This is a genomic window from Gemmiger formicilis (genome assembly GCF_018784445.1).
Lineage (GTDB): Bacteria > Bacillota > Clostridia > Oscillospirales > Ruminococcaceae > Gemmiger.
The window spans coordinates 476933-500643 of the sequence record NZ_WQOH01000004.1 but is presented as its reverse complement, the minus strand read 5'-3'; the positions used below and the strand labels follow the sequence as shown (position 1 = coordinate 500643).

Genomic DNA, 23711 nt, shown 5'->3' with positions numbered 1-23711 from the left:
CTATCCTTCATCCTCATTCAGCCCTCCGGTCTGACATTTTTCAGGAAGTCAGAGTGCGGTACATAAGGCAAGTTGAGCTGCCAGCCCATGCGGTTCAGTTCGTTGAGCTTGATCAGCATCAGGTTGATGTTTGTTCCCATTGCAGCCGAGAGCTGCACCACATCGTAGTCCTGCTTCATCAGGTCAATCAGCTCATCATCGTCAATGATCAGGTGTGAGGCAAACGCATTCGCCTCATATTCGTGTTTTGTGCGCATATCGAACAGCACGAACTCCGGGAGCGGTTCGTTTCCTTTGGCAAGATCACGGTGAAAGGTATCATGCCCGATCTCGTGACCGCAAACCATTTGCATGATCAGATACTCCATGTTGGAGTTCAGAAGAATATGCCGCTCTTTATGGCGGTAGGTGTACATTCCGAGCAGATCGTTCAGATTGTCAAGAAAATGGAGATGAATGCCCAGCTCACGGGCAATCTTCAAGGTATCTCTTGTTCCACAGCTTTTGACAATGCTGTTCGCCCTTTTGTATATTTCCTCGGAGCGAATTATCACGGGACCTTCACCCCTTTCATGTTGAAAACAGTCAAAGTAAATCCGTCAAGAAACCGAGACGTAGACAGTTATTCCTCTGCGTCCGTACCGGTCTTCTTGTATTTCTTCGGCGTGTATTTCTCAACATTCCGGGCTTTGGATTCCCAATATATATCCTGCAACGCCTTCATCACCGCATCCTTGTCCTGCTCGGACAGCGTACCGCCCGCAAACAAACCGGACATCCCTTCAATCAGGTCCTTTGCCTGTTTCATGCCACGGGAGCCGTACTGCTCGGATGCCTGAACCACAAACTCTTCGTCCTCGGTCAGCAGATAGTTCACATCCACCTTGAAGTATTCCGCGATTTTTCTGTAAGCGTCCTTGGTACGGGGAAAGGAAATGCCGTTCTCGTACCGGGTAATCATACGCCTGTTGATCCCTAGTGCATCGGCTACTTCCTGCTGGGTCAGCTTCCGCTTCTCCCGTTCAGCCTTGAATTTCTCTCCAAACGTCATTTTGGTAATCACTCCTGTTCACAAAAAGTTTGCGACATCAAATTGCGCAAGTCTATTGACAAAGGCACTTGAAGTGCGTATAATAATGACTGAGCAATCCAACTACTCATAGTATATCCTGAATTGCTCATCCTGTCAAGGGGCATGAGTAGTTGTACACGAAAAAGTTACATCTTTTGAGCAGTTCAAATGGACAGGCATTTATGCTGCCGAAGATCATCCGTACCGGCATACACCGGTATGAGGGAACAGGAGTGAGAAAAACAGAAATGGCTACACAGTACAGAAAAGCATACGTCTCGGTTACGCTGGATGTGGACAAGGAGGGGGCAATCCTCCCTCGCCTTATCTGGTGGGACAACGGTGTAATCTTTCAAATCGACCAGATTCTTTACAAATGCCGCGCCACATCCAAGAAGGTTGGGGGCGGAGGCATCCGTTACACAGTTCAGATTCGCGGAAAGGAGTCATTTCTTTTTCACGAAGGAGACAAGTGGTTTGTCGAAGCAAAGGAGGACAACTGCTCATGATTTTATCCCAGCGCCAACTTGAAGAAATTGCAGCCTCAACAACAAAGGACTTCAATCGGTTCTTTTTCGGGGATGAGGCGGACAAGCCCGACCGATCAGCTTTGCCAACACCCATTGATCAGTTTGCAAAGAATTATCTCGGTCTTCGCGTATCATTCGCCCGTCTCTCGCCGGATGGAAGCATCTGCGGTGTCACTGCCTATGCCGACACTGAGTACAAGATCACGGAACTTGGTATTACGCGCACACTGGCTTTGAAGCGTAATCAGGTCATCTTGGACGAGAGCTTCATTCGATCCGGCAACGTGCAGCGGCTCTGCGCCAAGCGCAGATTTACCCTTGCCCACGAGTGCGCCCATCAGATTCTCTTCCAACTGGAATCGGAAGAGGTAAAGGCTTCCTGCGAAATGAAATATTCCGCACGGACAGCCTATACGCCGCGAGAGCTGAAAACCCGCGAGGACTGGAACGAGTGGCAAGCAAATGTCTTGGGCGCGGCGATCCTGCTTCCTCAAAAAGAGGTTGACCTGGCAATGCGTCGGTTTGCAGAAACGCCGCTGATCAATTACGAGGGGAGGTATTCGTATGGTGATCACTTAACGCTGCGCCTTTTCTGCCGGTTGTTCGGTGTCTCCAAGACAACGGCGTCTATCCGCCTTCGTCAGCTCGGCTACATGGTAGATCGTCCATTCAGTGAGTATGTTGACCCATTGGAGGTGTGGTAATGAAGAGAGCATCCATTCGGGTTCAGGAACCGACGCCGGAGCTGATCGAAAAAATCCGCAGGGCAAGAGTTGCCATTTCCCAGCAAAAGCCCCGATACCTGAAATGTCCCTATTGTCAGCATAATGCCATTGCTGTCTACGAGGACACGAGAGGTCATGTAGAATCCAAGTGCAAGAAATGCGGGCGGATCACAGTCTTTGATGTGCTGAATATGAGAAGACTGCGACCGCGTACCAAGTAAAAACCGGAGGACAAGCCTCTGTTCTAAAATAAAATATATGTCATAGCTGAGCTGTGGAGCCGCCTGATAGGTGAAGTCATCCTAATGCCGCATGAGACAGAGTTTAATTGCTCTGTTTTATCGGCATGGGATTCAAACCTCACCGTCATGCGGCTCTTTTTCTGTCTTCACCCTTCCCGCTGCTCCCGCGCAGCGGAAAGGATGAACAATGAAAATCCCTAAGACCCCTATCGCGTTCGATTACGACCTCTGGACTACGGAGGACGGCAAGTGCATGGTGCGCGTGAAACGAACCGGCGAAGTTTCCGAGGTTGACCGCAAGGTTATGAGAATCCTTCGCGCAGAGGAAAAGCGGATCAGACGCTCGTATGGCTCTGACAACACCTCTGAGGATGAGGACGGCGCAGAGAAAATTTCTGATACCGTGCTGTCCCTTGACGCTATGCCGGAGGACGATGTGAAGTCCGCTGCATGGCTGGCAGACTCCCGCGACTGCATGGAGGAACTGATTACCGCCCTCAAAGAGAAGGAGCTTCTTTCCATTCTGACCGAGAAGCAGCGCGAATTGTATCTTGCGATGACCCGTGAAGGACTGACTCTTCGAGAGTTTGCCCGAAGGAAAGGCATCGGCATCAGAGCTGCATTTGACCTCAAAGCAGCGGTGCAGAAAAAATTTCAAAGAATTTTTTGAGCGGTACTCAACAAACGGCAAAAAGATGTCCGTTGTAAAGTGAAAGGGTCAATCAGACCACTTCACTGCTCCTTGAAAACTGAATAGTTCAGTGCTGCGGATCTTTCCGCTTCTGCGAAGCAACACAGCTTCCGACGCCAAGACCTCCCGAAAGGGAGTGAGCGACCTCCGGAGAGCTATAACAGTCGTGTGGTGCGGCTGCTTGCGACGATGCAGATGCCGGGTATAATGATACTTCCGTCTTTTCTTTGAATGGGCGGCTCGGAGCGATCCTCGGAGGGGTGAGAGTCCCATGATACCGATTGACCATTGGTAGTCCGCAGCATTCCCGGAACTGCAAAGTTCTTCTGGCAGGGGCGCGTGCTGCAAATATGCCGGACAATGAAACAAACCCAAAAGAAACTTACTATATAGTTTCAGGATGAAAACTATGTGGCAGGGTATCTTCACAAGATGCTCTGCCATATCCTTTTGTCCTGAATATTTTCACGAAACAGGAGGTGCTTAGAATATGATGGGCATTGAAACAATGAAAAATGTCAGCCCGAAAACGGTTGACCGAAGCACACTCGTTCAGAGAAGCAGCATCCGGCTTGATCCTGCGGCACCGCGAGAGGACAGGCTGAGGGAGTTCATTAAGCAGATCAGAAATCCCTATTGTTATCTGGACGGAAAAACTGTGGTGAAGATCAGCTTCACCGAGACGGATACGACAATGGAAGATTGTCTGGAACACTATCTGAGAGGTCTTTGATTTATGAACAGTCTGAATCTTTTCGCCCGGTTCTATGGACAAGCGATTGAGCCTGTGGTATAATTTAATCGGTCAAAAAAAGAAGAATACGGATTAAGCCGCTTGCCTTGATGGTCATGTGGCGTTTTCGTGTTCCTCTTCATAAGAGTTGAAGCAAGCCTTCGTCTTTCTGATTTGATGTACCACACCAAACAGAAAAACGGAGGTTATTTTTATGCCAGACAAGGTTTACCGCACGGCGATCTACTGCCGTCTGTCCCGTGAGGATGGAGACAAAGTAGAAAGCAACTCCATCGCCAGCCAGAGAGCCATCTGCGAGGACTATATCGCAAGACATGAGGATTTGGAGCTTGTCTGTGAGCCGTTTGTGGATGACGGTTACAGCGGCGTTTCCTTCAATCGTCCTCAGTTCAAAAAGCTGGAAGAGGCAATCCGCAAGGGTGCGCTTGACTGCATTGTAGTCAAGGATCTCAGCCGCTTCTCAAGAAACTACATCGACGGCGGACGTTACATTGAGAAGATATTCCCGCAGCTCGGCATACGCTTCATCGCAATCAATGATGCGTATGACAGTCTGACCGGTGATCCGCAATCCGACTCCTTTGTTATCCCGTTCAAAAACTTGATTAACGATTCTTACTGCAAGGACATCTCCATGAAAATCCGAAGCAGTCTGGAAGTCAAGCAGAAGAGCGGTGAGTTCGTCGGTTCGTTCGCCCCTTACGGCTACATGAAATCGCCGGAGAACAAAAACCAGCTCATCGTGGATGAAGCGGTCAGCGAATATGTGCAGATGATCTTTTCCATGTACAAGGACGGCTTCTCCATTGGGCGCATTGCAAAGCGTCTGAACCAGATGGGCGTCCTGTCCCCAATGGAATACAAGCATTCCGCCGGTGTAAAGTTCGATACCGTCTTCAAAACCGGCGATACCGCAAAATGGACATACAAAGCCGTCCAGCGTATTCTCACCAACGAGGTTTATATCGGCGTTCTGGCGCAAGGCAAGCGCGGCACTCCCAACTACAAAGTCCGCGTTGTGAAAAGCAAGGATGAATCCGAGTGGGTCAAGGTAGAAAATGCGCATGAAGCTCTTGTGTCCTACGAGGACTTCATGGCAGTCAAGGTCATGATGCAGCGGGATATGCGCTGTTCGCCCGATCAGGACGAAGCGCATCTGTTTTCCGGCTTCCTGTTCTGCGGAGACTGTCAGCAGCCAATGATCCGCAAGACCGTCCCGTCGAAGACGAAAAAGTATATCTACTACGTCTGCTCCACCAATAAGCACACCCGGACGTGCAGCCCGCACAGCATCGCCGCAAAAGAGGTTGAAGAGAAGGTCTTCCGTGCCATTCATGACCAGATCGAGCTTGTCATCAATCTGGAACACGCGCTTGCGATGATAGAACGGCTTCCGTCTCAGAGCCGTAAGGCTTTCAATTACGAAGCTCAGATCGCCAAAATCGAGGAAGAGATTGAACGGTACCAAAAGCTCAAGCTGGGGCTTTACGAGAACTTCATCGGCGGCGTCATTGATAAATCGGAATACTTCGAGTTCCGCAGCAGCTACACCAAAATCATTGAGGACAAACAGGAGGCACTTCTGCGGGTCAAAAAAGAAATGAAGCAGACGGTGACAACCGGCACGACCGAACGGAACTGGGTAACGCTTTTCAAGCAGTATGAAAACGTCGAAGAACTGAACCGCCGTGTGCTGATGTCCCTTGTTGACCGCATTCTGATTCACGAAAACCATGCAATCGAAATCGTCTTCAAATACAGGGACGAATACCAGCAGACGATTGAATACGTTCTCGGCTATGCCGATGAACTGGATATTGCCGTATAAAGGAGGGATGAGCAAATGGCAAGAAAAAGCAGAAAGCAAATTGCAGTCGAAGAGCCGGTTATCGAATCTGTTTCTTCCGAGGTCTTCTCAACAGCCATCTATGCCCGTCTTTCCGTTGAAAACAGCGGCAAGTCCGAAAAGGTGGATGTCATCGCAAATCAGATTGAGATTTGCAAGTCCTACATTGCAGAGCGTCCCTACCTGAATCTGATAGATACCTATGTGGACAACGGACGAACAGGAACGGTTTTTGATAGACCGGAGTTCAACCGGCTGATGAACGACATCCGCACCGGCAGGATCAAGTGCCTTGTAGTTCGTGATCTCAGCCGGTTCGGGCGTGACTACATCGAGGCTGGAACCTATCTGGAACGGGTCTTTCCGCAGATCGGGCTTCGGTTTATCGCCATCAAAGAGAACTACGACAACTTTGATACGGACGGCTCCGGCGAAAGCCTCATTATCCCTCTGCAAAACATGATCAACACCCTTTACTCGAAGGACATCTCCCGCAAGGTTTCTACTGCGCTCAAAGCACAGATGGAAAGTGGAGAGTTCAAGAAGCGCAATCTCCCGTATGGTTATCGCTGGGATGAAGAACACAGCAATATGGTTTTCGATGAAGAAACCGCACCGATTGTCCGGAAGATTTTCCAATGGAAAATTGAAGGACTGTCCCTTCCTGCGATTGCAGACCGGCTTGATGCAATGAACGCGCCCAATCCGGAGTTTCAGAAGTATCAGGTCGGCGTCCGCACAGGCAATGCTACGGCAAAGAAGATTTGGAACAAGTCTTCACTGACTACCATTCTGGATAATCCCCATTACGTCGGAGATACCGTTCTCGGACGGACGCTGAACGCCATCTACAAGGGCGTCAAGAATCAGCACATTGACCGTGAGGAATGGATTGTTTTTCCCAATACTCACGAGGCGATTATCTCCCGTGAGGACTTCCAGAAGGTACGAGAAATGCGGAACGCTGCTGCAAGGACAAGGGTTGAGAAGATGGAGCGCACGGAAGAAATCCGCGCTACGCTGATCAATCTCTTTGAAGGCAAAATCGTCTGCGCAGACTGCGGCAAAAAGCTCTACTTCCATCGCAAGCGCGTTGACAAGCGCAAGGACGGCGCATGGTACGCCTTCTATGAGTGCAGTTCATCCGTCAAGCGCGGCAATCTCTGTACGCCACACTATACGCGGCAGGACAAACTCGAAGCCGATGTGCTTGCGGCGATTCAGCTTCAAGTCAAGGCGGCTCTCAATTACGACAAGCTGCTTGCCAAACTGAGAAACAGCGAAGGTGAACGCAGCATCCGAGATCAGCAGAATGCGCTCATTACAAGCCTGAATCTGAAACTCAGCGGTATTTCCAAGAAGCGTACCCGTCTCTATGAGGACTTCACGGAAGGCGTTCTCGATGAAGAGGAATACGCCTTTGCCAAGAAAGCCTACGATGAGCAGTATGTCGATCTTTCACGGCGGTTGGATGAAGCGGTTCAGCGGAAGGTAAAGTTTGCCGAGGCAATGTCCGAGGACAATAAGTGGCTCACGCTGATGAAATCTGCCAGCGGCGCAGCAAAACTCTCTCAGGAGTTAGTTGACGAGTCCGTAGAGCTTGTGAAAGTCCATGAGGACGGCTCAATCGAGCTGGTCATGAAATACGGCGATATTTACGCTCTGACCGTTCAGAGTATCAAGGAAGTACAGGAGGCGATGTAAATGAGCAAGGAATACAACATCGGCATCTACATCCGCCTCTCAATGGCTGATGAAGATACCGGCTATGGCAGCAAGGCGGAAAGTGACAGCATCGGCAACCAGCGTATGCTCATCAATCGCTTTCTCGACAATCATCCGGAGTTGTCTCACTGTCAGCGGTCTGAGTTTGCGGATGACGGTTATACCGGCACGAACTTTCACCGTCCTCAGTTCACGCAGATGATGGAGAAGGTCAAGCGCGGCGAAATCGATCTGATCTGCGTCAAAGACTTTTCCCGCTTTTCTCGTGACTACATTGAAACGGGAAACTATCTGGAATGCACTTTTCCATTCATGGGCGTCCGCTTTATTTCCATCAACGACGGCTATGACAGCGACGATTACAAAGGCACAACGGGCGGTCTGGAAGTGGTTATGCGCAGCATCATCTACGCCGCATACAGCAAAGACCTTTCCGTAAAGACCACATCGGCAAAAATCCAGATGATGAAGCAGGGCAAGTATGTCGGTGGCTACGCCCCATACGGCTACGTCCTGCATCCCACCATTCGGAACAAACTTGCCGTAGACCCGGAGGCGGCTGATGTGATCCGTCGTATTTTCCGCGAGGCGCTGGAAGGCAGCAACACCTCTCAGATCGCCCGCAGCCTGAATGATGAAGGCATCCCGACGCCGGGGCAATACTTCAAGAGCAAGCATCCCGACAAGAAGAAGTTCAGTAACATGAGCGAGAAAATCAGTTGGGAAACCGTGATGGTCTATAACATTCTCAAGAACCTTGTTTACACCGGAACACTGGTCAGCCGCAAAATGAAGTCCTGCGGTGTCGGCTCAAAAAAGCGTGTTGTCAATGAGCCGATTATCGTAGAAGGAACGCATGAAGCTATTATCAGCAAGGAAGACTTTGAGCTTGCTCAGAAGGTCATTCGAGGCGGAGGACGGAATCCCACGCGCAAGCAGCATGACTATCCGCTCAAGGGACTCGTCCGCTGCGGTAACTGTAAACGTGCTATGACACGCCGAAAGAACAAGGCTGGCATTCGATACTTCCAGTGCATTCACTCGGTCAACAACGGAAACACAGACTGTCCGGTTGGCAGGAGCTTTCCGGAAATGGATATTGAGAAGGTTGTCTTCCATGCCCTTACTCAGTTTCTTGCTTTGGCACAGAAGGAAGCAATACAGAACCGCGAAGTCGGTGATCTGCGGAAATCTGCCATCAAGGAATGTGCTGATAAAATCCGCACTCTGCAAAAGCAGAACGAGCAGCACAAGGCGTCCAAACTGAGGCTCTACGAGAAGTATGCAGCCGGAAGCATCACGAAGGAGGCGTACATTCAGCAGAAGGCGGCAGCGGATGTGAAGATTGCTGAAAACGATGGAGCAATCCAGCGCAGTCACGAGCGGATGAAGGAGCTTGACTCCGAGACCGCCTGTTCAGATGAAAAGCTGGATGCGGTCTGCGAACAGTACGCCGACTGCAAAGCTCTGACCTATGAGCTGACCCACGCATTCATTTCTGCGGTCTACATTTACGATCTTGACAACATAGAAATCGTCTGGAAGGTCAAGGACTTCCTCACTACCTCAGAAGGAGAAACCAAATGAAAGTATTTCTTTATATCCGCGTTGCCTGTGCGGATCAGCTTGCGGCAGCAGACCAGCGGGAAGAGCTGGAACGCTATGCGAAGGACAAAGGCTATGAGGTGGCTGCTGCTGTGGCGGCAGACGGCATCTCCGGCGTCCATACGGAAGGTATCATGAACTTCCTGCTGAATGAAGCAAAGCGTCAGGACATCGGTACGATCCTCACCCGCGACACCTCGCGAATCAGCCGGGACACTTCCTCTTTCATGAGGTTTGAGCGAAAGTTCCGGGAGAACGGCATCCGGTTCGAGTATCTGTCCAAGCCTGACAACGAGCTTCCGGTCACTCCGATGATGGAGGCGTTTGAAGCGGCGTATAAGAAACGTCGCACAAAGAACGGCAAAAGAGCATAGAGAAACGCAAGCCGTTCACGGGTGGTTGTCCACCTATGAACGGCTTGTAAATTCTCAAAATTTTTTTAGTCCCTACTTGACACAAGAAGACATGAGCCGCTTCGGAAGAAACTATTTGCAAGTTGGCTTCTATACGGAGATAATGTTTCCGCAAAAGCAAGTCCGCTTTATTGCAATCAATAACAGCGTGGATAGTGACAAGCCACAGGATAATGACTTCACTCCGTTCCTCAACATCATGAATGAGTGGTATGCTAAAGACACCAGCAATAAGATTAAATCTATTTTTCTGTCTCGTATGAACGATGGAAAACGTTGCTCAGGCAGTATTCCCTACGGGTATAATCGTCTGCCGGGAGATAAGCAGACTTTGGTTGTTGATCCAGTTGCATCAAAAGTCGTAAAACACATTTTTGCGCTTGCAGCAGATGGCTATAATCCTCCGACAATTGCCAAGAAATTGACGGAAGAAGAAGTACTTATACCATCGGCATATACACTACAATATCACCCAGAACAGTGCAACAGGAAATCTGAATGGGGGTGCACAAGATGGAATCCGACTACCGTAAGAGAAATCCTTGAACGTCAAGAATATCTCGGTCATACGGTCTTAAGGAAAACGATTGGGACAAATTTCAAGACAGATGCACGGAGATCTTCTACCGATGAAGAAAAGTTGATCTTTAAGGATACGCATGAGCCAATTATCGAGGAGCCTGTATGGACACGCGTTCAAAAGGAATTGAAATGTCATAAGTATTCCCCTGATAGAGGTAAATATCAATTAACATGCCGACTACCAGGACTTGTGTATTGCGCTGATTGTGGCAGGGTGATGTGATACAACATCAGACATAACGTTAATAGTGACTGCTATTTCTACCGTTGCAGCACGTATTCTGGTTATCAAGCAACGCAACATCGAGCCTGCACAGCACACATTATCAGTGATGACGTGCTCTGTGAGCTCGTCCTACATTCTATCCAACGAATGGCAAAACACATTATTGCTGACGAAAAAGCATTTGCAATGGAGCTTCGTAAGAGTTGGCAGGAGCAAGTCAATAGTAAACCTCAAGAGCAAAAAGAAGAGCTTACGAGAGCGAAACGGAGACTTGAAGAACTTGATCGGCTGATTGGCGGATTGTATGAGAACTATATGACAGGAACGCTGCCGGAAAAGCAGTATCGGTCACTTATGAAACGGTATTCTGATGAACAGGCGGAGTTAGATAAGCGTACTGTTGAGCTTACAGAACTGTTGCAAGCTAAAACTGCTTCGGTAAACGATATTGAACGTTTTATCAAAATAATCAAGAAGTACAAAGAGCCGACATCATTAACCGCAGATATGGCTCGCGAGCTGATTGATAAAATTGTCATTCATGAAACTGTTGGTCGAAAGAAAGATAGGCAGCAACAGGTAGATATTTACTATAACTTCATTGGACAATTCGATTTTGCTCCTACAGAAGAAGAAATAAGGGAGGCAAAGATTAAGGCTGAGCAGGAACTTGCAGAGAAAGAGCGTTTGAGGAAAGAGCGTGCCAAGAAAAGTAATGAGGCATTCCAAAAGCGGGCAATGGCTGCGCGGTGGGCTGCAAATGATGGGCACAAATTTCCTAAAAGAGTATGCGAATACTGCGGCAAAGAATTTTATCCCACCGGGTCAAGGCAAAAATATTGTGGAGCGGATTGCTTAGAAGCCCACGGAAAGGCGGAGGCGGAGAAGCGGCGAAGCCAGAAAAAGGAACGCAGATACCCTCAAAGGAACTGTAAGATTTGCGGAAAAGCTTTCTGGCCGTCTCATAGTCAAGAAATCCTGTGTTCCAAAGAGTGCAAAATCATTAACTACAATCGAAACCATTTAGCATATTACCATCGTAAGCAGTCTGAAAAGAAAGCCAAAAGTAAAGAATAAATGTGGAGGTCATTGCAATGAAGCAGTTTACAGGTTGGAAAGCAGAAAGAAATGATAGGCAATGTACAGGCCATAGCGGGAACAGTATATGGCGACAACGGCGCCTACAGTATATTCGCAGAAACAGGAAACGGCTTTATGAGGAGCTGCAAACTTCTGATCGACTAAATGAACATCTTGATGAAGTCGATAGGCAGGCGGACTTATTCTTTTCCCAACTGGTAAAGCAACTTGCCGAGCAGCAAGGCATAACGGAAGCGCTGAAAGCCGAAAATCAGTTGCTTTGGGTGCAGCAGATGAACAATGTGCAGAATGTGGCTGCCGAGATTGTGCTGAATGAGCTAATCTACTGCTGAAAGAATGGTTGGGGTATCTATGTTTTCTCGTTTAAGAAGCAACATCGTTGTACTGTGGATTGTACGCCTACTTGCGTTGCCAATGATTGCGCTGCTGTATGCGGCAGGATTTGTACTTAATCTTCTGTATGGAATCTGCGGCAGCATTGGTATGATTCTTGCCGGGCTGGGCGGCTTTGCGGCTTTCCTCGCGCTGCTGGATGGCAGCTATGCACAGGCGGCAGCTTCGGCGCTTGTGGCGTTGCTGTTATGCCCATTTGCAGCACCGATGCTGCTATCACTGGCAGGAAGTGCCTTGATTGTCGCTGCATCAGCGTTATTTGCTTGGCTATTCTGAAAACAGAATATGACGATAAACCGCTGTCGGCTGCACAGCGGTTTTTCTTTTTCGGCAAGTATTCAAGAAGTCATTAAGTCGTGAGTATAATCGAAGTGGTAGAAAAGTTACCTATTATATCGGTTGTAACTTTTTTTATGAACTCTATTGACAAGAAAACTTGGTATGTGTATAATTAAAATATGCAAAGAAAACTTGGTATGGAGGCGTTTTGATGAAAAAGGACGAAATCTTAAATGCAAGCAGAAAAGAACATCGCAATAAGGACTTGGCTGAAATGGAAGTGGTATATCAAGCCGGAAGTCACGCAAGCAGAGTTGGTGCTTTAGTGTGTTGTTTGCTTTCGCTGTTATCTTCTGTGCTTGCTCATACTATGATTTACAGTCCGTGGGTTATATACTTCAGCATTATTGCAACACAATGGTTAGTTCGTTTTATCAAAATGAAGCGAAAGAGCGATTTGGTCTTGACTGTTCTGTTTTTTGTGATTTCCATTTTGGCATTTGTTGGATTTGTTAGCCACCTTTTAGAGGTGAGAATATGAAAGAACAATTACAACTGAAAAATCACTTAAAGGAAGTTCGCACAGAAGAAAATCTTTCTCAAGCTCAACTTGCAGAAATGGTGGGTGTATCAAGAAACACGATTAGTTCTATTGAAACAGGACAGTTTAATCCAACTGCAAAATTGGCTCTAATTCTTTGTATTGCATTGGACAAAAAATTTGAGGAACTATTCTATTTTTAGGAGGTCATTATGGAAAATATTATAATGTTGATTTTGGGAGTGCTCATATCTGTTGTGGGAATTGTAAATATCAAAGGCAATATCAGCACAATTCATTCTTACAATAGGCGAAGAGTAAAAGAAGAAGATATACCAAAGTATGGAAAAGTTGTTGGAACAGGAACACTGATTATAGGAATATCTCTTGTATTAGGTTTTATTGTTTCGTTTTGGAGTGAAATAATTATAAATTATATCATTCTTCCAGCGATTATTATCGGATTAGGCTTTATATTGTATGGACAGTTCAAATACAATAAAGGAATTTTTTGAGAATCAGGGAGGTATAAAGATGGAATTGAACACAATATCAGGTCTGGCGATAGCGGGAGTTATCTGCTCCGTTGTCCTCTCGATGGGGGTACCGATTGCTTTGTTCATTGCAGGAAGGGTGAAGCTTAAGGCAAGGATTTCCTCGTTCTTTATCGGAGCAGGAACCTTTCTGCTGTTCGCAATGCTGTTGGAGCAGCAGCTGCATGTTCTTGTCATTCAGTTCTGCGGACTGAACGCACAGAGCAGGCCATGGCTTTACTATGTGTACGCGGCTTTGGCTGCAGCGGTTTTTGAAGAGACCGGAAGACTGATTGCCATGAAGTTCTGGATGAAGAAATGGCTGGATTTTCCAAATGCACTGATGTATGGAATCGGGCATGGCGGTGTGGAGGCCATTCTGCTCGGAGGACTCTCCGGAATCAGCAATCTTGTGTCCATGCTGATGATCAACAGCGGAGCCATGCAGAATACGCTGGCGGCACTTCCTGCTGAGTCTGCAAACCAGACCGTGTCACAGCTGTCGGCCCTATGGACAACACCGGCACCACTCTTTTTTGTAAGCGGAATCGAAAGAATCAGTGCCATCATTCTGCATATCGGGTTGTCACTGCTGATCTACCGGGCGGTAAAGGCAGGCAAATGCAGGACAGCGGCTTTTACAGCGGTTCTTGCTTATGGGATTCATTTTATCGTGGACTTCTTTGCCGTGGCAGGTCCGGCGCTTCTTCCCATCTATGTGATTGAAATTGGTGTCTTTGTGATGGCAGCCGGAACTCTTGTTATGGCGCTGAAGATGGGAAGGATGGAAGAACTGTGAATTCCAGTTTTCTGCTATCATAAAACAGAATATATCTGACAGAACGCACCGTAGAAATACGGTGTTTTTTGTTACCCAAAACCCATAATTCAATACATAACCACAGATTAGTACAAATACCTTATGTGCTATTTTGAAAGGCTTAGAAAGGGATATTTACCCCGATTTTCGCCCCGAGAAATGACACAAATAAGGCTTAATGTATCTTCTCTGTGGTTTTTCTATTTTCGGCAGGAAAGGAGGATTGCTTGCTATGCCGAGAATGAGCAAGCAGCGGAAACAAGAGTGGTCGTTGTTTCTGAATGATCGAAACCGCATTACCTACAACGAACTTTGCAGAAAATGCAGGAATGACTGTAAGCAGAGTTTCCGCTGTATTGTGGTGCTTTGCCCGAAATATTTATCGAAAAGGAGAACAAAGAAAAATGATTGAAAATGAAATGACTGTCAGCGTGCCTCTTGAAGTTGTCAAGGCGAGTGAAATCGAGCCGAAAGAAGTGAAATGGCTATGGTATCCATATATTCCGGTTGGCAAGGTTACGCTGTTGCAGGGCGATCCCGGCGATGGAAAAAGCAAGCTAATGCTTTCCATTGCCGCCCTGCTCTCAAAGGGCGAACCTCTGCCCTTTACCGAAACGGAAGAAAACGAGCCTATGACTATCATCTATCAGACAACGGAAGATGACGCCGATGATACGGTAGTCCCTCGCTTCAATTCGGCTGGTGGGAACGGAGAAAACCTCATCTTCATCAAGGAAGATGAAAAATCTTTGTCCTTTGGGGATAACCGTATTCGTGAAGCGATTGAGATGTACCACGCAGAACTTTTAATTCTTGACCCGATGAGTGCCTATATCGGAGAAAGTTGTTCGATGAACAATGCCAACGAAACACGAGCCGAGTTTAATCATCTGATAGCGGTTGCGAAAGATACAGGCTGTGCGATTGTGATTATCGCTCATATGAACAAGATGAGAGATACCAATCCCCTTTACCGTACCAACGGTTCTATCGACATTGCGGGCGCTGCGAGAAGTATTCTCGCCATCACACGAACCGCAAACAGCGCAAATCCAGCCGAACGCTATTTGGTGCAAGTAAAATCCAATCTTGCTCCAATGGGTTCGGCTATTCTTTTTGAGGTGGCAGACAAGGGCGTGAATTTTCTTGATGAATTGGAAATGACCGCCGAGGACGCATTCGCTGCCACCGCCCCGCGAATGGGCAGACCGAATGACCGCGAGGAAGCGGCAACGGCGTTTATCCGTTCGCTGCTTGATGGCGGCAGACAGTTGGCTTCCGACTGCGAAGCAAAGCTTGAAGGTGCAGGCTTCAAGAAGTCAACCTACAAAAAGGCGAAGAAGAAAGCCGGGGTTCACTCCGTGAAGGACGGTTTCGCATGGTATTGGACTTTGCCGGAGGTTGAAAAGCCGAAAGAAGGCTGGCAGGGAGAAAACCTGCAGACTTGATTTCGGCGCAAAAAGGAGGTCAAGGGGGAACTCCCTTGCCCACGACATCTTTGCAGCGAAGCTGAAAGTGTCATAGTGGGTTACACAGATTGTTCCAATCTTGTGTAACGGGGCTTTGCCCTACCGCTTGGAAAGGAGAAATTGCAGTGGCAAAAGATATGAGCTGCGCCAGAGTGAAGCAGTGTTCAGCTGCCAGCATCGGCGCAACAGAACGGCACAATGAACGGCTGAACACCGACTATGCCAACGTCAACGTGGTACAGGAGCGCATACCGCTGAATGTACACTATCGCTCCCCGCCGTCCTCTTATATGGACACGCTGCGCACTATGGAAGCGGCTGGAACGGTATCGACAAGGGGGCTGCGGAAAGACGCTACGCTTTTCGATGAAATCATCATTGACGTGAACACCATGTACTTTGAGCGCAACGGCGGTTATGAGTACGCAAAGAAATTCTATGAGGAAGCCTATCACTTCTTGGAGAAGAAATTCGGATCAGAGTATGTAGTGGCTGCTGTTATGCACGCAGACGAAATCAACAAGGCCGCGACCAGCGACTTGGGAAAAGATGTCTACCACTACCATCTCCACGCCGTAGTGATTCCTGTGGTGGATAAGGATATTCTGTGGAGCAAGCGCTGCAAGGACCCGGCGCTGCGCGGTACGGTTCGGGAAACTATTCATCAAGTGAGCCATTCCAAGAAATGGGCATCAAATATCCCGCTGAAAGATGAACAGGGTCAGCCTGTCCTGCGGAGCAACGGAAAACCCAAGTATCGCCCCTCGTACAGTATCTTGCAGGACGAACTGGTGGCTCATATGCAGGAGCATGGCTTCACGAATTTCCAGCGCGGAGAGTTGGGAAGCACACGCGAGAACCTTGCTTCCCTGCAATATCAGATCGAAAAAGATAAGGAACGGCTTGCCAACATTCAAGAGCGTGTAGAAGCTGCGCAGACCAAGTACGAAGCGGCATGGAATGTGCGCAAAACCGAATCCGAGATTGACGACATGGGCAAGAAAACCATTACAGGCAAATATACCGTGTCGAAAGAGGACTACAAGCAGTTGACGGCGTTAGCAAAGGAGGGCATCACAAGCCGCCAAGAAATCCACAAACTGAACGAGGATATTTCGCTCTACAAAAAGCAGTACATCGACTGCAAGTACGAATTGAGAGATACACAATCGGCGTATGCCGCATTGCGGCGGCGCTGTGAGCCGTTTTTGCAGGCGCTCAAATACTTTCCCCAGTTTGCAAAGGGCTTCGCAGAGAAGATTGCTGACCTGCTGGAGCACAGAGAAGCGCAGCAGAAGAAAGAGCGCGAGGAAGCAAAACGCAATCCGCATAGAGCATCTGCCCGCCGCCAAGATGACCAAGATTTGGAGCGCTAAAATGCCCGCTTCCATTACTATCCCGACTTTATAACTTCTTCCCCACTTGAATTTGGAGGTACAGAAAATGAACGATATTACCAGCACCATCACAAAGCCCCTTGCTGTCTTGGGCGAGAATGGCAGCGGTTATACGAAAGAAGCAAATTTTGTTTCATGGAATGGCAACGATGCAAAGCTGGATATTCGGATTTGGTATCCGGGGCACGAACGGTGCGGCAAGGGAGTTACGCTCACCGAGGACGAGGGCAGAAAGCTTTACGAGGTACTTAAATCGGTGTATGAATAATGCTTTTTAGTCGGTAATATAGAACTTCAAGTATACTTGAAAGGAAACGAACACTTTGGAAAAAGTGAAAGCTGGTTTTGTGGAAAAAATCGGTAGTACGGTGTTTATCGTTAATGCTATGCCGTCAGAAAATGCGAGTGAGACGCAGGAAGAACTTGTAAAAGCGTTGATTATTAAGGACGTGATGGCATCAAAACCGGGTACTATAGCACAAGACTTTACTCTTGGAAGTAAAGTCTAAATATCAATCAAAAAAGTTGTTAAAAACGCTTGACAGAAAGGTCTGTTCGTCACCTGGATCGTCAACTGGCTCATCAAGCCTTTCACCATGTATGGCATGGCAAGTCTGTTCTTCTTTGTGGTGTTTAAGGCGTTTATTACACCGGAGCTTGCGACGGAATACCTCGCCGGAGCGGTGCTGCTTGGCGCTGCGCCATGCACGGCGATGGTCTTTGTGTGGAGCGCTCTGACAAAGGGCGACCCGGCGTACACGGTGGTGCAGGTGGCCACCAACGACCTGATTATCCTCGTAGCATTCGTCCCTATCGTGAAGTTCCTGCTGGGCGTTTCTAATGTGTCCGTGCCGTGGGATACGCTAATTTTGTCGGTGGTGCTGTTCGTGGTCATTCCCCTTTCAGGTGGTATGCTGACCCGGTATTTTGTGACCCAGAAAAAGGGAAAAGAGTATTTTGAGAATACCTTTGTCAAGAAATTTGACGGCATTACGACGGTTGGACTTCTGCTGACGCTGGTACTGATCTTCGCCTTTCAGGGGCAGGTCATTCTGGATAATCCCCTGCATATCGTGCTGATTGCCGTGCCACTGATTTTGCAGACCTTCCTGATTTTCGGCATTGCTTATGGTGCCTGTCGGCTGCTCAAGCTGCCGCACCGCATTGCAGCACCTGCCGGAATGATCGGCGCATCCAACTTCTTTGAATTGGCGGTTGCAGTAGCCATTGCCCTGTTCGGAACAACCTCTCCTGCCGCACTTGCCACAACGGTTGGCGTGTTGACCGAAGTGCCGGTGATGCTGTTCCTTGTAAAAATCGCAAACAAAACGAAAGGCAGGTTCCCCGCATGACAAAGCCAAAGGTTGCATTTATCTGCGTCCACAACTCCTGCCGCAGCCAGATTGCAGAGGCATTGGGGAAAGCTCTTGCATCCGATGTGTTTGAAAGCTATTCCGCAGGGACGGAAACCAGGCCACAGATCAATCAGGATGCCGTGCGGCTAATGAAGGCGATTTATGGCATCGACATGGAGCAGACGCAGTATTCCAAGCTGATTTCGGATATTCCCGAACCGGATATCGCCATCTCCATGGGCTGCAATGTGGGATGTCCTTTTATTGGCAGACCCTTTGACGATAACTGGGAACTGGAAGACCCAACAGGAAAAAGCGACGAGGAGTTTGAGAAGGTTATTGACGAGATTCGAGTGCGAATCATGGAGCTAAAGCAACGTCTGGGAAAGAATATAGAGGCCTAAAAACAATCAATTCCAGTTTGGAGAATTGAAAAAACGGAATTTAGCTATTAAGACATATAAACTCTTGACAATAAAGCTCCTATATAGTATGTTTTTAATAAACTACTATATAGGAGCTTTTGTATGGAAATGAATGGAGGATTTCTTGTCACCAAAATAAAACAGCTTGGAGACCGGATTTTCGAGAAAATTCTCAGTGGAAAGAATATTGATGCGTTTAATGGAGCCCAGGGACGTATTCTTTATGTGCTGTGGCAGGAGGATGGTATCTCAATCAGGTCACTCTCGACTAAATGCGGATTAGCGATAACATCTCTTACTACGATGCTGGAAAGAATGGAAAATCAAGGGCTGATAAGCCGTGTTCAGTCTGAAACGGACAAAAGAAAAACACTCCTGTTTCTGACTGAGAAAGCACATGCCTTAAAGGGCGAGTACGATTCTGTATCTGATGAGATGGGCAGTATTTACTACAAAGGTTTTTCAGAGGATGAAATTACCCGGTTTGAGGAATGCCTCGACCGCATCAGAAAGAATCTTGAGGAGTGGCAGAATTCATGAGTATTTGTATCAAAGATCAGATTCAGAACATGAATATCGTCATCGGCTGCACAGTGGGGTGTACATATTGCTATGCCCGCAACAACGTGAAACGCTGGCATATGATTGATGACTTCGCTGACCCTGAATTCTTTCCGGGCAAGCTCAAGATGATGGAAAAGAAACGTCCGCAGAACTTTCTTCTTACCGGGATGAGCGATCTCTCCGGATGGAAGCCGGAATGGAGAGACGAGGTATTTGCAAAGATCCGTGAAAATCCACAGCATCAGTTCCTGTTCCTTACCAAGCGACCTGATTTGCTGGATTTTGATACCGATCTGGAAAACGCATGGTTTGGCGTTACGGTGACGAGGAAAGCAGAACTGTGGCGTATCGACGCCCTTCGGAAAAACGTCAGAGCAAAACACTACCATGTTACCTTTGAGCCGTTATTCGACGATCCCGGCACAGTTGACCTTTCTGGAATCAATTGGATCGTTGTCGGCACCATGACCGGGGTTCAGAGCAGGAAGGTTCATACGGAGCCAGAGTGGGCATGGTCTCTGACGGATCAGGCACATGCGCTCGGCATTCCGATGTTTATGAAGGAAGATCTTGTCCCTATCATAGGGGATGAAAATATGATTCAGGAAATGCCGGAGGAATTCAATAAAGTGTTAGAGGTACAGAGATCATGGCAGATGAAATTCTCATTCGTGAGGTGGAAACAAAGAACATCATGACCAAGTCCAGTCTGCCGGTAGGCGGTTACTCGGTCAATCCCTATGTGGGCTGTACACATGCCTGCAAGTATTGCTATGCTTCTTTTATGAAGCGCTTTACCAGACACACAGAGGAATGGGGCACTTTCCTTGATGTGAAGCATTGGCCGGAAATTAAAAATCCGAAGAAATATGCCGGACAGCGTGTGGTCATCGGTTCTGTGACGGATGGCTACAATCCACAGGAGGAGCAATTCGGGAATACCAGAAAACTTCTGGAGCAGCTGATCGGCAGTGACGCAGATATTTTGATCTGCACAAAGTCTGATCTTGTGGTACGGGATATTGATCTGTTGAAGAAGCTTGGACGAGTGACCGTTTCATGGTCGATCAACACACTGGATGAAAATTTCAAGAACGATATGGATTCTGCTTCGAGCATTGAGCACCGTATCGCTGCTATGAAGCAGGTATATGATGCAGGTATCCGTACAGTCTGTTTCGTATCCCCGGTATTCCCCGGTATCACGGACTTTGAAGCGATCTTTGAGCGGGTAAAGGATCAGTGCGATCTGTTCTGGCTCGAAAATCTCAATCTTCGAGGCGGTTTCAAAAAGACGATTATGGATTATATCGCCGGAAAATATCCTGATCTTGTACCACTTTACGACGAGATCTATAACAAGCATAACCGCAGCTACTTTGAAGCACTTGAAGTAAAAGCTGAGAAAATGGCTAAGAAGTATGATTGTGCCTTTGTGGATAATGAAATGCCTTATGGCAGAGTCCCGCAGGGACATCCAGTGATCGTAGATTATTTCTATCATGAGGAAATCCGTGGGACAGAGAATACCGGAAAAAGAAATCGCTAACTTTCAGTTTAAGCATTGCTTGCTACTTTATCAAGAAGTCTTGCGGAATCTCGCTTTGCTTTTCTTGTTGAGTGAGCGTAAATATTCATTGTGGTACTGACATCAGAGTGTCCTAACAGTTCCTGTACATCTTTCGGAGCAGCCCCATTGGAAAGCAGGTTGCTGGTGTAAGTGTGACGTAACTACAGAAAGAGAACATACAGAGTGTTGTGTGTTCTTTTTTTCGTTGGATAAAAAGAGAAATGCTTGAATGGGATATCTTTATGTATCTTTAAACGCCCAAATTAGAAATATTACTCTTCTTCACTCTTCTTCAACTTCGAATAATAACTATCCGCAGTATAAAGCGCCGCCACCGGATTATGCCCCAATACACGGTCTTTCGTCACTGCTGTCGTAGTCAGTGCCTCGGAATATTTGTAAAACAGACTGTCATGCCCCACACAAAGTCCGACCACAACATTCAGGTCCGTCTTCGCCTTGTTCAGAAGCTTTGCCTGCAGGATCGGATTACACATATTCACACCGACACCTTCGCAGCATTCCGGGATGCCGACCGATGTCTTCTTCTGTGTTCCGGCTTTACAGCCGACACCATACACCTCAAAGCCATGTCTGCGCAGGATATCTGCCAGGATACGGCTTTCTTTCAACAATCCGACACAGGTTGCGATCCCGATCTTTTTCGCATTAATCTTCTTTGCAAAATCCATGATTTCTTCGACACGGGTATGTTTGCAGTAATTCTCATACTCTACTTCAGCTGCAGCGATTGTTACTTTGCGGTTCTCGTCTTCATTGTAGCATTCCATAGCTTCATTTAGAACTTCTTCATCCATGTGTGTTGTCAGACAGAAATCCGGATAGGTTTTATCCATTTTGTTGCAGTTTTTTACTGCGCAGTCGATACAGGACATGTCTTCTTTTTTCATTTTTTCATTCTCCTTTTGTATACCTTGGTATCTACAGAGGCCTGCCACTGGCAGATTCTCTAGATTAAGCTTTACTTTGTAAAATATCCTCTATTTACTTCATAATAACAAATACTTATACTACAGACAATGGTTTTCCGTTTTTATTTTCTTATTTTTTGTAGTTCTTTTCTATGAGAAACGTTCCCCGATTCAGGGGTGATTTGTCATGAATTGTCGATTCCGATTTTTGAAAAATTATTGAAAATTATCTTTTTAAACTTGAAGATATATAACAGTCTCTCTGATAGACCATCATCTTTTGATTTAGTCAAGCATTTATCAAAAAACTAAAGATGTACCGTTTCACCAAATAGACGGGACGTACTTCATTTGATAAAAAACTAAAAAAGCAGCGATTTACATCAAACTAAGAAATTATCGATATGGGAAATTGATAACTCCCAGTTTGCCTTTGTATCCCTTATTCATAATACTTGAAGACCCAAAGAGGAAAATTATCGGGTGATGAAACAGTAGATTTAACAGGCGCTCTCTGCAAATCCTCAAGATGAGGCGAATTTGCAGAGAGCGCTTGTTTGTATCAAAGCAGAGAATTGTATAATTTCGTACAATGTGTTTAAAGTCCAAATTATAGGACAAGCCATGATTTATAATAGAAGTATCGAAGGGAGCGGTTCCCTTCCCCAATACAAAGCGGAGGTAACTACTATGCTGAAGGATATGGATTTCGGCGTCTATGGTAAGGGCATTGACGGATATATTCACTATTCTCTGGCAATGGATCGTATCCAAGAGGAAGAGGAAAGCCGTAAAGCGCTGATGGATGAGTTCGATAATGATGTGGACGAAATGGATGAACTTGATAACGATGAGGACAACTTCGATTCGGACAACCTTGATTCTGATGACTTTGGTTCGGATGATTTCGGCGGTGATGATTTCTGACGGAAAACGTCACCGGTAAAATATCGTACATGACAGAAAGGACTTTACGATGAAAAAGACTATTTGGAAAAACATTCTTTGCGCAGTGTTCGTTACGTTGACCGCCTGCATCCTATGTACCGGTGCATTCGCTGCCAAGTATACCTGCATCAAGAGCGGCTGCAACAGAGAGGCGGCTAAGGGCTCCGCCTATTGCTGGGTACATAAACCCACGAAGAGCAATTCCAGTGTCTCCGGTAGCGGCTCCAGACCGTCCAGCAGCAGCTCCAGCACAAAGCGTAAATACACCTGCATCAAGGACGGCTGCACGCGAGAAGCGGATAAAGACTCGGCTTATTGTTGGGTACATCGCCCGTCCAAATCTTCCACCAAGAGCAGCACTTCTTACAGCTCCAAATCTTCGTACAGCAGTTCTTACTCCAGCAGTAAAAAATCCTACAAGACGTATGATTCCTATGATGATGGCTACGATGCCATCTACGATGATGACGACTACGATGAGGATCGCTACGACAGCGACCCGGACTACGCAGCAGGCGTAGATGACGCTATGGATGAGTTGGATTGGTAACACAACAGTTTATGCAAATGACAGGAGGTTCCCTATGAAAGCATTTATTACGATCACCGGATTGAAGTTCCATTTTGGCAGCAAGCCTTTTGAGGTCGGGCAAAAGGTAAAGCTGGTCAAAGAGCCTGACAATGAGTATGACAGCGAAGCAATCAAGGCAGAGCTACCGGGGCTTGGCTGCGCGGGTTATGTGGCAAACAGCCCGCACACGGTTTTGGGCGACTGCATCAGCGCCGGGCGGTTGTATGACAAAATCGGAGACAGCGCCACGGCCAAAGTTGTCTATGTACTGGACAATGCGGTGGTCTGCAAGGTGAAGATTGCAGAGAAAGAAAAGATGTGCGGTCAATGCAGAGAATGATAGCTTTATATGAGATTATTGCCCGCTTCCGGCTCTGGGTATCGAATGATTCGTATAAGTGT

The 23711-nt window shown here is 47.3% G+C and carries 32 protein-coding genes and 2 pseudogenes; 30 read left to right on the top strand and 4 right to left on the bottom strand.

Annotated elements, in window-relative coordinates; translation table 11 throughout:
- Positions 1–17 precede the first annotated feature (17 nt).
- A complete protein-coding gene (locus tag GPK89_RS02525; RefSeq protein WP_223385148.1) occupies positions 18–482 on the bottom strand; it encodes an ImmA/IrrE family metallo-endopeptidase in 465 nt (154 codons plus the stop codon).
- 140 nt (positions 483–622) lie between these two features.
- Positions 623–1051, bottom strand: a complete 429-nt coding sequence (locus tag GPK89_RS02520) for a helix-turn-helix domain-containing protein (RefSeq protein ID WP_005934745.1) — start codon at positions 1049–1051, stop codon at positions 623–625.
- 203 nt (positions 1052–1254) lie between these two features.
- Between GPK89_RS02520 and GPK89_RS02515 the strand changes: the two genes are divergently transcribed.
- The 27 genes and pseudogenes from GPK89_RS02515 to GPK89_RS02390 all read left to right on the top strand — a co-directional run bounded on the left by GPK89_RS02515 (position 1255) and on the right by GPK89_RS02390 (position 20837).
- Positions 1255–1581: a hypothetical protein gene (locus GPK89_RS02515; RefSeq protein WP_033119693.1), complete on the top strand. Its 327-nt coding sequence runs from the start codon at positions 1255–1257 to the stop codon at positions 1579–1581.
- Complete coding sequence (locus GPK89_RS02510; RefSeq protein WP_008816141.1) at positions 1578–2306, top strand: ImmA/IrrE family metallo-endopeptidase; 729 nt, start codon at positions 1578–1580, stop codon at positions 2304–2306. The genes GPK89_RS02515 and GPK89_RS02510 overlap by 4 nt, the downstream gene beginning before the upstream one ends.
- Complete coding sequence (locus tag GPK89_RS02505) at positions 2306–2548, top strand: hypothetical protein (protein WP_005934741.1); 243 nt, start codon at positions 2306–2308, stop codon at positions 2546–2548. The genes GPK89_RS02510 and GPK89_RS02505 overlap by 1 nt, the downstream gene beginning before the upstream one ends.
- Before the next feature lie 208 nt (positions 2549–2756).
- Positions 2757–3239 carry a hypothetical protein gene (locus tag GPK89_RS02500; protein WP_005934739.1) on the top strand — a complete coding sequence of 161 codons (483 nt, stop codon included), beginning with the start codon at positions 2757–2759 and terminating at the stop codon, positions 3237–3239.
- Positions 3240–3750: 511 nt separating this feature from the next.
- On the top strand, positions 3751–3993 hold the full coding sequence (locus tag GPK89_RS02495; RefSeq protein WP_006573495.1) for a DUF6870 family protein: 243 nt from the start codon (positions 3751–3753) through the stop codon (positions 3991–3993).
- 214 nt (positions 3994–4207) lie between these two features.
- On the top strand, positions 4208–5842 hold the full coding sequence (locus GPK89_RS02490; RefSeq protein WP_154238085.1) for a recombinase family protein: 1635 nt from the start codon (positions 4208–4210) through the stop codon (positions 5840–5842).
- 15 nt (positions 5843–5857) lie between these two features.
- Positions 5858–7564, top strand: a complete 1707-nt coding sequence (locus tag GPK89_RS02485) for a recombinase family protein (RefSeq protein WP_076917481.1) — start codon at positions 5858–5860, stop codon at positions 7562–7564.
- Positions 7565–9172: a recombinase family protein gene (locus tag GPK89_RS02480; RefSeq protein WP_076917480.1), complete on the top strand. Its 1608-nt coding sequence runs from the start codon at positions 7565–7567 to the stop codon at positions 9170–9172.
- Complete coding sequence (locus GPK89_RS02475) at positions 9169–9564, top strand: recombinase family protein (protein WP_005934733.1); 396 nt, start codon at positions 9169–9171, stop codon at positions 9562–9564. Before GPK89_RS02480 ends, GPK89_RS02475 begins: the two co-directional genes overlap by 4 nt.
- A 25-nt stretch (positions 9565–9589) precedes the next feature.
- Positions 9590–10408: a recombinase family protein gene (locus tag GPK89_RS02470; protein WP_215691434.1), complete on the top strand. Its 819-nt coding sequence runs from the start codon at positions 9590–9592 to the stop codon at positions 10406–10408.
- 150 nt (positions 10409–10558) lie between these two features.
- Entirely contained in the window at positions 10559–11488 is a 930-nt protein-coding gene (locus tag GPK89_RS02465) for a DUF4368 domain-containing protein (RefSeq protein ID WP_215691433.1), read from the top strand.
- Between the two features lie 17 nt (positions 11489–11505).
- Positions 11506–11844 carry a TnpV protein gene (locus GPK89_RS02460; RefSeq protein ID WP_215691432.1) on the top strand — a complete coding sequence of 113 codons (339 nt, stop codon included), beginning with the start codon at positions 11506–11508 and terminating at the stop codon, positions 11842–11844.
- Positions 11845–11863: 19 nt separating this feature from the next.
- Positions 11864–12181: a hypothetical protein gene (locus GPK89_RS02455; protein ID WP_215691431.1), complete on the top strand. Its 318-nt coding sequence runs from the start codon at positions 11864–11866 to the stop codon at positions 12179–12181.
- Between the two features lie 214 nt (positions 12182–12395).
- Positions 12396–12725 carry a DUF6442 family protein gene (locus GPK89_RS02450; RefSeq protein ID WP_147632822.1) on the top strand — a complete coding sequence of 110 codons (330 nt, stop codon included), beginning with the start codon at positions 12396–12398 and terminating at the stop codon, positions 12723–12725.
- A complete protein-coding gene (locus GPK89_RS02445) occupies positions 12722–12928 on the top strand; it encodes a helix-turn-helix transcriptional regulator (RefSeq protein ID WP_147632823.1) in 207 nt (68 codons plus the stop codon). The genes GPK89_RS02450 and GPK89_RS02445 overlap by 4 nt, the downstream gene beginning before the upstream one ends.
- A gap of 9 nt (positions 12929–12937) precedes the next feature.
- Positions 12938–13240, top strand: a complete 303-nt coding sequence (locus GPK89_RS02440; protein ID WP_215691430.1) for a hypothetical protein — start codon at positions 12938–12940, stop codon at positions 13238–13240.
- Positions 13241–13259: 19 nt separating this feature from the next.
- Entirely contained in the window at positions 13260–14057 is a 798-nt protein-coding gene (locus GPK89_RS02435) for a YhfC family intramembrane metalloprotease (protein WP_243868611.1), read from the top strand.
- 253 nt (positions 14058–14310) lie between these two features.
- A complete protein-coding gene (locus GPK89_RS16205) occupies positions 14311–14490 on the top strand; it encodes a hypothetical protein (protein ID WP_252261406.1) in 180 nt (59 codons plus the stop codon).
- Positions 14483–15526 carry an AAA family ATPase gene (locus tag GPK89_RS02430; RefSeq protein WP_346344817.1) on the top strand — a complete coding sequence of 348 codons (1044 nt, stop codon included), beginning with the start codon at positions 14483–14485 and terminating at the stop codon, positions 15524–15526. Before GPK89_RS16205 ends, GPK89_RS02430 begins: the two co-directional genes overlap by 8 nt.
- A gap of 146 nt (positions 15527–15672) precedes the next feature.
- Positions 15673–16923, top strand: coding sequence for a plasmid recombination protein (locus GPK89_RS02425; protein WP_346344816.1), 1251 nt, complete (start codon positions 15673–15675; stop codon positions 16921–16923).
- A 67-nt stretch (positions 16924–16990) separates the two neighbouring features.
- Positions 16991–17212 carry a YdbC family protein gene (locus tag GPK89_RS02420; RefSeq protein WP_215691428.1) on the top strand — a complete coding sequence of 74 codons (222 nt, stop codon included), beginning with the start codon at positions 16991–16993 and terminating at the stop codon, positions 17210–17212.
- Positions 17213–17267: 55 nt separating this feature from the next.
- On the top strand, positions 17268–17453 hold the full coding sequence (locus GPK89_RS02415) for a hypothetical protein (protein ID WP_215691427.1): 186 nt from the start codon (positions 17268–17270) through the stop codon (positions 17451–17453).
- Between the two features lie 36 nt (positions 17454–17489).
- A pseudogene (arsB, locus tag GPK89_RS02410) lies at positions 17490–18296 on the top strand (ACR3 family arsenite efflux transporter); the annotation flags it as partial.
- Entirely contained in the window at positions 18293–18703 is a 411-nt protein-coding gene (locus GPK89_RS02405) for an arsenate reductase ArsC (RefSeq protein WP_215691426.1), read from the top strand. The pseudogene arsB and the gene GPK89_RS02405, both read left to right, overlap by 4 nt.
- Positions 18704–18826: 123 nt before the next feature.
- Entirely contained in the window at positions 18827–19264 is a 438-nt protein-coding gene (locus GPK89_RS02400; RefSeq protein ID WP_215691425.1) for a radical SAM mobile pair system MarR family transcriptional regulator, read from the top strand.
- Positions 19261–19986, top strand: coding sequence for a radical SAM mobile pair protein A (locus GPK89_RS02395; RefSeq protein WP_215691424.1), 726 nt, complete (start codon positions 19261–19263; stop codon positions 19984–19986). Before GPK89_RS02400 ends, GPK89_RS02395 begins: the two co-directional genes overlap by 4 nt.
- Complete coding sequence (locus GPK89_RS02390; RefSeq protein WP_215691423.1) at positions 19938–20837, top strand: radical SAM mobile pair protein B; 900 nt, start codon at positions 19938–19940, stop codon at positions 20835–20837. The genes GPK89_RS02395 and GPK89_RS02390 overlap by 49 nt, the downstream gene beginning before the upstream one ends.
- An 8-nt stretch (positions 20838–20845) precedes the next feature.
- On the opposite strand, the pseudogene GPK89_RS02385 reads toward GPK89_RS02390, so the two are convergent.
- Positions 20846–21019 (bottom strand): annotated as a pseudogene (locus tag GPK89_RS02385) (tyrosine-type recombinase/integrase); the annotation flags it as partial.
- Between the two features lie 111 nt (positions 21020–21130).
- The gene (locus GPK89_RS02380) at positions 21131–21769 is read right to left on the bottom strand and encodes a DUF1847 domain-containing protein (RefSeq protein WP_008705300.1); all 639 of its coding nucleotides are present in this window, start codon (positions 21767–21769) and stop codon (positions 21131–21133) included.
- 711 nt (positions 21770–22480) lie between these two features.
- Here GPK89_RS02380 and GPK89_RS02375 point away from each other — a divergent pair.
- From GPK89_RS02375 to GPK89_RS02365, 3 genes are read left to right on the top strand one after another with little or no spacing between them, the layout of a single operon-like run.
- The gene (locus GPK89_RS02375; RefSeq protein ID WP_215691422.1) at positions 22481–22717 is read left to right on the top strand and encodes a hypothetical protein; all 237 of its coding nucleotides are present in this window, start codon (positions 22481–22483) and stop codon (positions 22715–22717) included.
- 49 nt (positions 22718–22766) lie between these two features.
- Positions 22767–23288, top strand: a complete 522-nt coding sequence (locus tag GPK89_RS02370) for a hypothetical protein (protein ID WP_215691420.1) — start codon at positions 22767–22769, stop codon at positions 23286–23288.
- 34 nt (positions 23289–23322) lie between these two features.
- On the top strand, positions 23323–23649 hold the full coding sequence (locus GPK89_RS02365; protein ID WP_215691418.1) for an HIRAN domain-containing protein: 327 nt from the start codon (positions 23323–23325) through the stop codon (positions 23647–23649).
- The last annotated feature ends 62 nt before the right edge of the window (positions 23650–23711 follow it).